The organism is Pantoea pleuroti (assembly GCF_014156615.1).
Lineage (GTDB): Bacteria > Pseudomonadota > Gammaproteobacteria > Enterobacterales > Enterobacteriaceae > Pantoea > Pantoea agglomerans.
In genome coordinates, this window is record NZ_SBFD01000001.1 from 741,944 (window position 1) to 754,623 (window position 12,680).

The 12,680-nt window shown below is 54.5% G+C and carries 13 protein-coding genes; 6 read left to right on the forward strand and 7 right to left on the reverse strand.

Features of this window, described 5'->3' with window-relative positions:
* Nucleotides 1-6 precede the first annotated feature (6 nt).
* The 3 genes from prmC to hemA are packed head-to-tail and all read right to left on the reverse strand — an operon-like array spanning nucleotide 7 to nucleotide 3,221.
* Nucleotides 7-840, reverse strand: coding sequence for a peptide chain release factor N(5)-glutamine methyltransferase (gene prmC / locus EPG66_RS03615; RefSeq protein ID WP_182685967.1), 834 nt, complete (start codon nucleotides 838-840; stop codon nucleotides 7-9).
* The gene (gene prfA / locus EPG66_RS03620) at nucleotides 840-1,922 is read right to left on the reverse strand and encodes a peptide chain release factor 1 (RefSeq protein ID WP_010245863.1); all 1,083 of its coding nucleotides are present in this window, start codon (nucleotides 1,920-1,922) and stop codon (nucleotides 840-842) included. Before prfA ends, prmC begins: the two co-directional genes overlap by 1 nt.
* A 42-nt stretch (nucleotides 1,923-1,964) precedes the next feature.
* A complete protein-coding gene (gene hemA / locus EPG66_RS03625; RefSeq protein WP_010669985.1) occupies nucleotides 1,965-3,221 on the reverse strand; it encodes a glutamyl-tRNA reductase in 1,257 nt (418 codons plus the stop codon).
* Nucleotides 3,222-3,437: 216 nt separating this feature from the next.
* Here hemA and lolB point away from each other — a divergent pair, with 216 nt between their 5' ends.
* The 4 genes from lolB to EPG66_RS03645 all read left to right on the forward strand — a co-directional run bounded on the left by lolB (nucleotide 3,438) and on the right by EPG66_RS03645 (nucleotide 7,365).
* Nucleotides 3,438-4,061: a lipoprotein insertase outer membrane protein LolB gene (lolB, locus tag EPG66_RS03630; protein WP_031594611.1), complete on the forward strand. Its 624-nt coding sequence runs from the start codon at nucleotides 3,438-3,440 to the stop codon at nucleotides 4,059-4,061.
* Complete coding sequence (gene ispE / locus EPG66_RS03635; RefSeq protein ID WP_031594612.1) at nucleotides 4,058-4,915, forward strand: 4-(cytidine 5'-diphospho)-2-C-methyl-D-erythritol kinase; 858 nt, start codon at nucleotides 4,058-4,060, stop codon at nucleotides 4,913-4,915. Before lolB ends, ispE begins: the two co-directional genes overlap by 4 nt.
* Nucleotides 4,916-5,051: 136 nt before the next feature.
* Nucleotides 5,052-5,999, forward strand: a complete 948-nt coding sequence (gene prs, locus EPG66_RS03640) for a ribose-phosphate diphosphokinase (RefSeq protein ID WP_182685976.1) — start codon at nucleotides 5,052-5,054, stop codon at nucleotides 5,997-5,999.
* 214 nt (nucleotides 6,000-6,213) lie between these two features.
* The gene (locus EPG66_RS03645) at nucleotides 6,214-7,365 is read left to right on the forward strand and encodes a GGDEF domain-containing protein (RefSeq protein ID WP_039391735.1); all 1,152 of its coding nucleotides are present in this window, start codon (nucleotides 6,214-6,216) and stop codon (nucleotides 7,363-7,365) included.
* Here EPG66_RS03645 and ychH read toward each other — a convergent pair.
* Nucleotides 7,362-7,637 carry a stress-induced protein YchH gene (gene ychH / locus EPG66_RS03650; protein WP_010245880.1) on the reverse strand — a complete coding sequence of 92 codons (276 nt, stop codon included), beginning with the start codon at nucleotides 7,635-7,637 and terminating at the stop codon, nucleotides 7,362-7,364. The genes EPG66_RS03645 and ychH overlap by 4 nt on opposite strands.
* 255 nt (nucleotides 7,638-7,892) lie before the next feature.
* On the opposite strand from ychH, the gene pth reads away from it, so the two are divergent.
* Complete coding sequence (gene pth, locus EPG66_RS03655; RefSeq protein WP_010245882.1) at nucleotides 7,893-8,480, forward strand: aminoacyl-tRNA hydrolase; 588 nt, start codon at nucleotides 7,893-7,895, stop codon at nucleotides 8,478-8,480.
* Between the two features lie 108 nt (nucleotides 8,481-8,588).
* Nucleotides 8,589-9,680 carry a redox-regulated ATPase YchF gene (gene ychF, locus EPG66_RS03660; protein ID WP_010245885.1) on the forward strand — a complete coding sequence of 364 codons (1,092 nt, stop codon included), beginning with the start codon at nucleotides 8,589-8,591 and terminating at the stop codon, nucleotides 9,678-9,680.
* 196 nt (nucleotides 9,681-9,876) lie between these two features.
* Here ychF and EPG66_RS03665 read toward each other — a convergent pair whose 3' ends face one another.
* The 3 genes from EPG66_RS03665 to EPG66_RS03675 form a co-directional block, all read right to left on the reverse strand.
* Nucleotides 9,877-10,518 (reverse strand): response regulator, encoded by a 642-nt coding sequence (locus EPG66_RS03665; protein WP_010245888.1) that lies wholly within the window; start codon nucleotides 10,516-10,518, stop codon nucleotides 9,877-9,879.
* On the reverse strand, nucleotides 10,515-12,050 hold the full coding sequence (locus tag EPG66_RS03670) for a PAS domain-containing sensor histidine kinase (RefSeq protein ID WP_343055053.1): 1,536 nt from the start codon (nucleotides 12,048-12,050) through the stop codon (nucleotides 10,515-10,517). Before EPG66_RS03670 ends, EPG66_RS03665 begins: the two co-directional genes overlap by 4 nt.
* Nucleotides 12,051-12,116: 66 nt before the next feature.
* A complete protein-coding gene (locus tag EPG66_RS03675) occupies nucleotides 12,117-12,662 on the reverse strand; it encodes an RNA polymerase sigma factor (RefSeq protein WP_010245893.1) in 546 nt (181 codons plus the stop codon).
* Between the last annotated feature and the right edge of the window lie 18 nt (nucleotides 12,663-12,680).

A 12,680-nucleotide genomic window follows, 5' to 3' on the forward strand; every position in this document is an offset into this window, starting at 1 on the left:
GCGCTTTTATGAAGGGAACTGACCTAAGGTCACACGCGGGTTGCCGCCGTAATCGTCGACGGTTTCCACGGCGTGATAGCCTTTTTGCCGCATCAGCGTGGCCACCGCCTCGCCCTGCTGCCAGCCATGTTCCAGCAGCAGCCAGCCACCCGGCAGCAGCCATGTGGGCGCCTGCTCGATCAGCGTGCGCAGATCCGCCAGTCCCGCTTCATCCGCCACCAGCGCGCTGCGCGGTTCAAAACGCACGTCGCCCTGCTCCAGATGAACATCGCTGGCATCTATATAGGGTGGGTTGCTGACAATGAGGGTAAAGCGCTGTGGCGTCAGCGCCTGGAACCAGTGACTGAGCAGAAAGGTGGTGTTGGTGAGGCTAAGCTGCTGCGCATTACTGCTCGCCAGTTCAACGGCGGCTTCAATGCGATCCACGCCGGTGACCTGACAATTGGGACGCTCGCTGGCCAGCGCCAGCGCAATCGCTCCGGTGCCGGTGCCCATATCCAGAATGGTTGCCGGTGCTGCGGGCAGATGTGCCAGCGCCTGTTCAACCAGCAGTTCGGTATCCGGGCGCGGGATCAGCGTGGCGTCATTGACACGCAATGGCAGCGACCAGAACTCGCGTTCGCCCACCAGATGCGCCACCGGCTCACCGCGGGCGCGACGCGCCAGCAGGCTATCCAGCTGCGTCAGCTGCTCATCGCTGAGCACCGTTTCATCAAAGGCGATTAACCAGCTGCGTGATTTTCCGGTCACAAAACCTAACAGGATCTCTGCGTCACGCTTCGGACTGTCACCACCGCACAGCGTGGCGACCGCCTGTTTCAGCCAGTGACGAATATCCATTAATCCTGACCAGCCAGCGCCGCCAGTTGATCGGCCTGGTACTCCTGAACAATCGGTTCAATCAGGCTGTCGAGTTTCCCTTCCATCACTTCATCCAGACGGTAGATGGTCAGGTTGATACGGTGATCGGTCACGCGGCCCTGCGGGAAGTTGTAGGTGCGGTTACGGTCAGAACGATCGCCGCTGCCCAGCAGGTTGCGTCGGGTACTGGCTTCGGCGGCGTGACGGCGGGCCATCTCTGCAGCGTGAATACGCGAGCCCAGCACCGCCAGCGCTTTGGCTTTGTTTTTATGCTGTGAACGTTCGTCCTGACACTCCACCACGATACCGGTTGGCAGGTGGGTAATACGAATAGCGGAGTCGGTGGTGTTAACGTGCTGACCGCCTGCGCCGGATGAGCGGAAAGTATCGATCTTCAGATCGCCCGCATTGATTTCCGGCAGTTCCGCTTCCGGGATTTCCGGCATCACGGCAACGGTACAGGCTGAGGTGTGAATGCGGCCCTGGGATTCGGTCTCCGGCACGCGCTGCACGCGATGGCCGCCTGACTCAAACTTCAGGCGTCCATAGGCACCTTCGCCGGTGACGCGGGCAATCACTTCTTTGTAACCGCCATGCTCGCCTTCATTGGCGCTGATGATCTCCACGCGCCAGCGACGCGCTTCGGCATAGCGGCTGTACATGCGGAAGAGATCGCCGGCGAAAATCGCCGCTTCATCGCCGCCGGTTCCGGCGCGCACTTCGATAAAACAGGCGCGCTCATCGTCGGGATCTTTCGGCAGCAACAGAACCTGCAACTGCTGCTCCAGAACGTCACTCTTCTCACGCGCTTCCTGTAACTCTTCCTGCGCCATGTCACGCATTTCAGGATCGTCGAGCATCTGCTGCGCGGTTTCGATATCTTCCTGCACCTGCTGCCAGTCGCGGAAGCAACGGGTCACATCGGTCAGCTGAGCATATTCGCGTGACAGCGCACGGAAACGCTCCTGATCGGCGATCACGCCTGCATCGCCCAGCATCGCTTCCACTTCTTCGTGGCGCTCCTGCAGGGCTTCCAGTTTGGCAACTATAGAGGTTTTCATTTAAATGTGGGATTCCCGTAACAGGTGGCGACAGCGGTGTGCCTAATCGAGACCCAGGCTGTCGCGTAAAATCTGCAGGCGTTCATTATCGCCGTCGCGGGCGGCCTGCTGAAGTGATTTGGTTGGAGCGTGTATTAAACGGTTGGTCAGCTTGTGCGCCAGTTCCTGCATGACTTTCTGCGGATCGGCACCCTGCTGCAGCGCCTGCAGCGCACGGCCTTCCAGCTCAGCGCGGATCTCTTCCGCCTGAGAACGATATTCACGGATCGTATTCACCGCGCCCTGTGAGCGCAGCCATGCCATGAATTCGCTGCTTTCCTGAACCACGATGCTTTCGGCCTGAACCGCGGCCGCTTTGCGCTGCGCCAGGTTCTGCTCGATGATCGCCTGTAGGTCATCCACGCTGTAGAGATAGGCGTTAGGCAGGTCGCCCACTTCCGGCTCTACGTCGCGCGGAACCGCAATATCGACCAGCAGCATTGGCTTGTTACGTCGCGCTTTCAGCGCGCGCTCCATCATCCCCTTACCGATAATCGGTAGCGGACTGGAGGTGGACGAGATAATAATGTCGGCTTCTGCCAGACGGGCGTCGATCTCCGCCAGGGTGATCACCTCTGCACCCACTTCCGACGCCAGTGTTTCGGCACGTTCGCGGGTACGGTTGGCGATAATCAGATTTTTGACCTGATGTTCACGCAGATGACGCGCCACCAGCTCAATGGTCTCACCAGCGCCAACCAGCAAGACATTGACGGAAGAGAGCGATTCGAAGATCTGACGGGCCAGCGTACAGGCGGCAAACGCCACCGACACCGCGTTGGCACCGATATCCGTTTCCGTACGCACGCGCTTGGCAACCGAGAAGGTTTTCTGGAACATGCGTTCCAGTTCACTGCTCAGCGCCTGACCGCGTGATGAGTCGGCAAAGGCTTTTTTCACCTGACCGAGGATCTGCGGTTCGCCCAGCACCAGTGAGTCGAGTCCGCTGGCAACGCGCATCAGATGGCTGACCGCCTCGTTATCCTGATGCCAGTAGAGGCTGTTTCGCACATCCTCTTCATCCAGCTGATGATAATTGCATAACCAGCTTACCAGACGCGCCTGTAAGTCGGCCTGCTGCTCTACACTCAGATAGAGTTCAGTCCGGTTACAGGTGGACAACACCACGCCGCTCTGCACCATTGGCTGTGATAACAGGCTGTTTAACGCCTGCTCAAGCGTCTCCGGCCCGAACGAGACGCGTTCGCGCAGAGCAATGGGGGCTGTCTTGTGATTGATTCCGAGAGCGAGCAGCGTCATAGCGGTTTTGGTTGGGATGTCCCAATAATGTCAGGGTTTTGTGAGGCGCATTCTACAAGATGCGGCAGATCAAGAAAAGCCATACAAAGCCTATGACTGTAATAAGATTAACCCGATCGTGCTCAATTTGCTGCATAACAGCATTGACGGTTAAAACCGGGACGGTTAGCGTTATCCGTTACGAATAATAAATGTGTCCGAGGAGATGACCACTTGATGCTTAATTCACCACGCAATCTGTTGCGCCTTTTGCCCCTTGCCAGCGTGCTGCTGGCAGCCTGTAGCGTCAACAAACCGCAAGGCCCGGGCCCCAGCGTTACCGCGCCACAGTGGCAACAGCATCAGCAGGCGGTCTCAAAGGTCACGCACTATCAGACCCGCGGCGCCTTTGCCTACCTTTCTGACAAGCAGAAAGTCTATGCCCGCTTCAACTGGCAGCAGACCGCGCCCGATCGCTATCGCCTGCTGCTGACCAATCCGCTGGGCAGCACCGAACTGCAGCTGGATGCGCAGGGCTCGGTGGTACAGATCGTCGATAACAAAGGCAAGCGTTACGTCAGCAACGATGCGCAGAAAATGATTTCGCAGCTGACCGGCATGAACATTCCGCTGGCGAATCTGCGCCAGTGGATGATGGGTCTGCCAGGTGATGCCACCGACTATCAGCTCAACGAGAGCTATCAGCTGAGCAGCCTGAACTACAGCCGCGACGGTCAGAACTGGCAGGTCTCTATCGGGGGCTACGACAGCAAAGTTACCCCGCCGCTGCCTTCGAGCCTGGAGCTGAAAGAGGGTGACCAGCGGATTAAACTGCGTATGGACGGCTGGACCGTTCAATGATCACCCACTGGCCTGCCCCGGCAAAACTGAATCTTTTTCTCTACATCACCGGCCGTCGTCCCGACGGCTATCACAACCTGCAGACGCTGTTTCAGTTTCTTGATTACGGTGACCAGTTGCAGATTACCGTCGATCAAAGCGGCTCGATTACACTGTTAACGCCCGTGGCAGGCGTTGCGGATGCGGATAACCTGATTGTCCGCGCCGCAAACATGCTGAAACAGGCGGCGCAGGATAACCACCGCCTGTCCGCTCACGCGGGCGCGCAGATTGCCGTTGAGAAAAACCTGCCCATGGGTGGCGGTCTCGGTGGCGGCTCCTCTGATGCGGCAACCGTACTGGTGGCGCTGAATCATCTGTGGCAAACCGGCTTCACGCCGGATGAGCTGGCAGCGATGGGCGTGAAGCTGGGCGCGGATGTGCCGGTGTTTGTCCAGGGCTTCGCGGCCTTCGCCCAGGGTGTGGGTGAACAACTTCATCCCGCAGAGCCGAAAGAAAAGTGGTATCTTGTCGCCCATCCCGGCGTGAATATCAGCACCCCAGTAGTATTCAACGACCCTGAACTGACGCGAGATACTCCATCGCGCAGTTTATCGACGCTTTTAGCCTCACCCTTCACCAATGATTGTGAAGCAGTGGTAAGAAAACGTTTTCGTGAGGTTGATGAGCTTGTTTCCTGGCTGCTAGAATACGCGCCGTCACGCCTGACTGGCACGGGCGCTTGTGTGTTTGCTGAATTCGACACCGAGTCTGCTGCCCGCCAGGTGCTGGAGCTTGCCCCGAATGGGGTACGCGCATTTGTAGCCCGGGGCGTAAATGTTTCGCCGCTACAGCGTACCCTGCGAGGCGATTAGCGAATGCGTGACAGTGTCACCACGTTCCGGACACTGCACGTTTCGCATCAACACACCCGTGTGAACGCACATGACCGTACGCGCCGGTTACAGTCATGCCGTTCATTCTCTGGACGCAAAGCCTGAGGTTCTTCTCGTGCCTGATATGAAGCTATTTGCTGGTAACGCCACCCCGGAACTAGCACAACGTATTGCCAACCGCCTTTACACCAGCCTGGGAGACGCCGCTGTAGGACGTTTCAGTGATGGTGAAGTGAGCGTACAGATCAACGAAAATGTACGCGGTGGTGATATTTTCATCATCCAGTCCACCTGTGCCCCCACCAACGATAATCTGATGGAACTGGTTGTGATGGTCGACGCGCTGCGTCGTGCTTCTGCTGGTCGTATTACCGCAGTCATCCCCTACTTTGGTTATGCCCGTCAGGATCGCCGCGTGCGTTCCGCGCGTGTACCTATCACCGCTAAAGTAGTGGCAGACTTCCTTTCCAGCGTCGGTGTTGACCGTGTTCTGACGGTTGACCTGCACGCCGAGCAGATCCAGGGCTTCTTCGACGTCCCGGTTGATAACGTATTTGGCAGTCCGATCCTGCTGGAAGATATGATGCAGATCGGTCTGGAAAACCCGATTGTTGTTTCTCCCGATATTGGTGGCGTAGTACGTGCCCGTGCTATCGCTAAACTGCTGAACGACACCGATATGGCCATCATCGATAAACGCCGCCCTCGCGCGAACGTTTCTCAGGTGATGCACATCATTGGTGACGTTGCTGGCCGCGACTGCGTGCTGGTCGACGACATGATCGACACCGGCGGCACGCTGTGCAAAGCGGCTGAAGCGCTGAAAGAGCGTGGTGCTAAACGCGTATTTGCTTACGCGACCCACCCGATCTTCTCCGGCAATGCGGTTGAAAACCTGCGTAGATCTGTACTCGACCAGGTAATCGTCTGCGATACCATCCCACTCTCTCAGGAGATTAAGTCACTGCCGAATGTGCGCACGCTGACCTTATCTGGCATGCTGGCCGAAGCCATTCGCCGCATCAGTAACGAAGAATCAATCTCGGCAATGTTCGAGCATTAATCTTCGCAGAACCGGGCCCTGTGCCCGGTTTTTTTATGCCTGCCGGGTGCCCGATTAACGCGCTTCCTTTTCTGATATTTTCGCGATAAATTCCCCCAAAATCGCTTGTTTTCAACGCCACTCACTCTTTTGATAAAACGCCACGTTCCCTGCTTCTGCCCTGTGCCGTAAAATGGTAATTTGCAGCGCATTTCTCATAAGAACCCTGACCGCCATGAACCTCGATATCTATACGTTATTTGTCTGCGAGCTTTATGTGCTGGGTTTTCTGAGCATCATCATGTTTTTTGCCTGGATCGGATCGCAATATGATCGCGTTCTCGGCTTCACCTGCCTGTCGCTGGTTTTTACCCTGATTGCGGTATTCTTAAGTAGCCTGCGCAGCAGTGGCCTGCATTTCCTGCCCGTTGCAGTGGGTAACGTTTTAGTGATGCTGGCTTACGGCGGATTGTTAAATGCGTTCCGGCGATTCTGCGGCAAGCCCATCGGCACTCACTGGCTGCTGGGCGCCCTGCTCTGGGCCATCCTCTGCTGTTTCCCGGCGTTCTATTACAGCTTACCCAAACGGGTGCTGGTGCTCTGCATCGCCTGCATCGCCTATACCGCCGCACTGATCCAGCTGGTCTGGCTGGCACGTGACACGCTAAAGGCAACTTTCTGGCCTGCACAGCTGCTGCTGTGGATCCATCTGCTGTTTCACCTGGCTCGCCTGTTTCTGGACAGCGCTATTCCCAGCACGCTGCCTGGCGCCATTGGCGGATCAAACTTCTCGATTTACGTCATCCTGGAATCGATTCTGTTTGTCATCGGTCTGACATTTACTATCCTGGCCATGGTGAATGAACAGATGCAGTCAGTCTTAAAGCATGCCTCGATGCACGATCCTTTGACCAGCGTCTGGAATCGTCGTGCTTTATTTAATGAAGCAGAGAAGATTGTGGCGCGATGCCGCCGTCAGAACCGGCCCTTTAGCGCGATACTGTTCGATCTGGATCATTTTAAGAGCATTAATGATCGGTATGGCCATCAACAGGGCGACCAGATATTGATTCACTTTTGCGACATTGTCAGAGGGCTGATACCAGCCGAGGGGCGTTTTGCGCGACTGGGCGGAGAGGAGTTTGCGGCGATAATTCCCGCGGCGGCAACAGAGGCAGAAGTCTGGTGTGAGACGATTCGGCAGGCTGTCTGTGCGTCACAACCCAATTCAATCACCTACTCAGTGAGCATTGGATTTGCTTCTGTCACGCATCAGCAGCAGGGTTTTGACGATTTACTCGCACTGGCGGATAAAGCGCTTTATCACGCCAAGGCCAGCGGCCGGAACCGCATCGCGCAGCATCCGGTCACTGCTGGCATCAGTTAATGGTGAGAATTGTGCGACCGGCGACAACGTTTGTCATAGTGACGATGCCAGTAATAACGATCTTCAACCTTTTCACGACCACTCAGACCCGCCCCGACCAGCCACATCATTGCACCAACAAAGATGCCTAAGATTGCGCCCTGCGCCAGCGCATCTGGCAGATCAAGCGAGGGAAGCTGGTTCATAATTGAGAAACCCACGCCCAGCACCATTGTGACTAATCCCAGTACCATCAAGCTGTTACCCGCTACGCGGCAGTGTTGATGTTTCATGCTGCACCTCCATCCATATGAGTCAATAACCGCACACAATGTTAAGTGCCATAAGCTTAGGCAATGGGTGACGATAACGTTGCGGACTGGATCACACATCAGCCATAAATAATTAACTGGTCCTGATTGCAGCCTGTTGATTCAGATGGAAAATGATTAATCACCGTCATGAACCATTTCGATGCTTGTACTTTGTCATCTCGGCCATGGCGAAGTAAACTAACGCCCTTTCGCGATAACAGCAGGATAATCATTGTGAGCAGCATTAAACTGATTGTGGGCCTTGCCAATCCAGGCGCTGAATATGCCGCCACGCGCCACAATGCGGGTGCCTGGTATCTGGATTTACTGGCTGAGCGCCACAATCAGTCACTGAAAGAGGAAGGCAAATTCTATGGCTATACCGCGCGCCTGGCGATAGCCGGAGAGGATGTGCGCCTGCTGGTGCCGACCACCTTTATGAACCTGAGCGGGAAAGCCGTGGCGGCGATGGCGACCTTTTATCGCATCGCGCCAGAAGAGATCCTGGTGGCGCATGATGAACTCGATCTGCCACCCGGCGTGGCGAAGTTCAAGCAGGGCGGCGGGCATGGCGGCCATAACGGGCTGAAAGATATCATCAGCAAACTGGGCAACAACAACAATTTCCATCGGCTGCGCATCGGTATCGGGCATCCCGGTGATCGCAACAAGGTGACCGGATTTGTGCTGGGCAAGCCGCCCGCCAGTGAGCAGAAGCTGATTGATGATGCCATTGATGAGGCGGCGCGCTGCACCGAACTGTGGCTGAAAGAGGATCGTATCAAGGCGATGAACCGGCTGCACGCCTTCAAGCCTGCTTAAACGCCCGAATCGTCGTGATTCCGTGTATAATGCGCGAAATTTTTCAATTCGTCTCCGACAGTCCGCCTTCTGGCGAACTGTCCATCCAGTTATAAAGGGTATCAAACCATGGGATTCAAATGCGGTATCGTGGGCCTGCCGAACGTCGGTAAATCCACTCTGTTTAACGCGCTGACTAAAGCGGGCATCGAAGCGGCTAACTTCCCCTTCTGCACCATTGAGCCAAACACGGGCGTGGTGCCGATGCCTGACCTGCGTCTCGACCAGCTTTCTGAGATTGTTAAGCCGCAGCGCGTGGTGCCGACTACCATGGAATTCGTCGATATCGCCGGTCTGGTAAAAGGCGCGTCAAAAGGTGAAGGCCTGGGTAACCAGTTCCTGACCAACATCCGTGAAACCGAAGCGATCGGCCACGTGGTGCGCTGCTTTGAAAACGACAACATCATCCACGTGGCGGGTAAAGTGAACCCGGCTGAAGATATTGATGTGATCAACACCGAGCTGGCGCTGTCCGATCTTGAAACCTGTGAACGTGCGATTCAGCGTGTGCAGAAGAAAGCCAAAGGCGGCGACAAAGATGCCAAAGCCGAGCTGGCTGCGCTGGAGAAGTGCCTGCCGCATCTTTCTGAAGCGGGCATGCTGCGTTCACTGAATCTGGATGAGGACGACAAAGCGGCAATCCGCTATCTGAGCTTCCTGACCCTGAAACCCACCATGTACATTGCTAACGTCAATGAAGATGGTTTCGAGAACAACCCGTACCTGGATCAGGTGCGCGCTATCGCCGAAGCGGAAGGTTCAGTCGTGGTGCCCGTGTGCGCCGCCGTTGAGTCTGACATTGCTGAGCTGGAAGATGAAGACCGTGACGAGTTCATGGCAGAGCTGGGACTGGAAGAGCCAGGCCTGAACCGCGTTATCCGCGCCGGTTACTCCCTGCTGAACCTGCAGACCTACTTCACCGCTGGCGTGAAAGAAGTACGTGCCTGGACCATCCCGGTTGGCGCGACGGCTCCACAGGCCGCCGGTAAAATCCATACCGACTTCGAGAAAGGCTTTATCCGCGCCCAGACCATCGCGTTTGAAGATTTCATCGCTTATAAAGGCGAGCAAGGTGCTAAAGAAGCCGGCAAGATGCGTTCAGAAGGCAAAGAGTACATCGTGAAAGATGGCGATGTGATGAACTTCCTGTTCAACGTCTGATTAAAGATTGTTGTCTCATGGGGTTTCATCAAAACCATGAAGTCTGACAGACTCCCTAAAATCCACGCCATGGCGTGGATTTTTTATTATGCGCTCGGGGGTAAAATTCAGGCGGACACGTCCTTCCCATTAGCCGTGCTGCAAAACACTTTCAGATCGACCCCGCCCGAGGCTTATCAGGCGGAGCCTTAAGACGTTATTGCACCAGGTTATGTTGCAGGGAATATTTCACAATATGGGCATTATTAGTAAATTTCATTCGCTTCATCATGCGTGATTTATAGGTGCTGACGGTTTTATTACTGATGGAGAGCGCATCGGCTATCGCATTAATCGACTCCCCATGGGCCAGCATGATCATGATTTGCCGTTCGCGCATCGTCAGGCTCTCATGAGGCGCACGATTATTGCTCTGGTAGTCGGAGAAGATAATCTCCTGTGCCAGATCGTGATCGATATAGCGTGATCCCTGCGCCACGGTACGAATTGCTTTGAGTAAAACATCCGGCGACTTGTCTTTGGTGATATAGCCCAGCGCGCCATTATTTAACACCCGCCGGGTAATTTGCGGTTCGTTGTACATACTCAATACCAGAATGCGCAGCCGGGGATAGAGAGGCATCAGGCGGGTAATCAGATCTTCTCCGCTCATGCCAGGCATCGAAATATCGAGCAGCAGCAGATCGACTTCGTGCTGACGCAGGCGCTCCAGCACCTGGCCGCTATCCGATGCTTCGCATACCACGTCGATATTGTCATCAAGAGCAAAAATTTGCTTCAGGCCCTCGCGCATAATGGCATGATCGTCGGCAATCATCAGACGTATGCATTTACTCATCGGTTAATACTCCCGGTTTTCGGACAGGATGCGACTGATTTAGCGCTTACAGAGAGGGGGAACTTCAGTTTGACCCGGGTCCCTTTACCAGGTGTGCTATCGATGGTCCCTTCTCCATTTAGCATGCGTCCTCGCTCCCTGATGCCGTGCAGCCCACACGTCCCTTTCTTCACTCGATTCAGATGAAATCCTTTACCGTTATCGACAACTTCGATGAGCAGCGAATCCGGCGTGAGTTTGACGAAGATATAAACATTGCTGGCTCTGGCATGGCGGACGACATTGGTGAGAGACTCCTGTACCACGCGAAACGCCGCCGTCAGCGTCGCTTCATCCAGCACCACGGTATGTTCATCAGGTGCCAGTAAAATGCAGCGGATTCCATTATTTTTTATAAACTGATCGCGCAACCATTCCAGCGCCGGAATTAAACCAAGATTGAGAACGTTAGGCCGCAGGCGGGTCGAGACATCCCGTACCACCTGAATCGTGCTGTCCAGATGCACCGTCAGCTGCTGAATTTTTGCCTGCTGCGCATCGACAGGCTGATCTTTACGCATCGCCAGCAGCGACAACCCTGTACGCAGAGCGGTTAAATGCTGGCCCAGCTCGTCATGAATATCACGCGCCAGCTGTTTTTTTTCCGCTTCCCGCGCCCGCTCGAGATTATGAGTTAACTGCCGCAACTCCTCTTCGGTCTTGCGGATTGCGGTGATATCGCGCCCAACCGCCAGCACGCTAACCAGCTCGCCCTGTAAATCATATTCCGGCACGCAGCGCACATGCAGGGTACGTTTATCACCCTGATGCTTTACCACCAACTCATCTTCGGCCACTTTCTCATCAACCATCGTGCGTGAGACCAGCTTAAACAGGCTCAGTCCAATCCCCCCGCGCTGCACGCTTTCAGTCAGCGGCACCCGACTGATATCGTTTTCGCTAAGATTAAACCAGCTGCGGACCGCCAGGTTGGCATAGAGGCAGCGGGTCTGCAAATCAAACCGTAAAATGAGGTCGGGAGAATTTTCCACTACCTGATGCAGCTGTTTTTCCCGAAGTTGCTGCTGCTCTTTTTGCCGGCGAATTTCATGCATATCGCGCACAATGCATAAGATATGCAGCTCACCATCCTGGTGATATCCGCTACAACTCACTTCTACGGGAAAAACGTCATGCCGGCCGGTATGATGTGAAGTGAATTGTATCCCTTCAGGGCGGGTACTGAGTTTCCACCACAGGGCAAAAACATCATTGTCGCGCAGTTCTTTATCAATGATGTCAAAGCTGAGCTGCGAAAATGCCTCGCGGGAATATCCCGTCAACTGGCAGGCCTTTTCATTGACATATTTGATATGCAGCTGGCTGTCTATCAAATATATCGCATCATGAATTTTGTTTAAGGCAATATTTGATAAACCGGTGATAGTAGTTTTGTGATTGTCATTCTGGTCAGATACACCCTGTAAAAGCATTATTCCCTCCACGGATTTATCAAGCCGCAGAGAATAACGTTCCGACGGCATGATAGTCATAACCCGCTAAATATTAACGAGCTGATAAGCTTAGCAGTTAAATTGCCATTTTTCGCAGGCCCATATTCAGGCGTAAATTCTCCCCTTTAATGTTTCCCGCGCGCGTGAGAGCCGAGAGCGCACGGTGCCCACCGGGATTTCTAACTGCTGAGCGATATCCTGATAGCTGCCCTCCTCCTCCACAAGGATAGACAGCATCACCCTGACGTCTTTCGGTAAAATTTCGAGGGATGCCAGCGTATGACTCAGTAATTGCCTGTTTTCCGTCAGATCGCTGGGATCATTATCCAGCAGCAGATCGGCGATAACTTCATCATTAAGATTATCAAAAAGATAGTGGATCTGTTTTGATTTGTAGTAGTTGCGAATCAAATTAACTGCGATGCCAAATACCCACGTTTCCGGACGGGATGCGCCGCGAAACTTATGGCGGTTACACAACACTTCCAGACAGGTCATTTGGAGGATGTCATCAGCATCTTCATGGCTGGCAATACGTTTTCGAATGAAATTTAACAGCTTCTTATTATGCGTAACGAAGATCTCATCCCAGTTTACGTTAATTGCTAAGGGTGACTCTGCGACAGCGGATACGAGCGTTGAATTAATCATTTTCTTATCTCTCTCATT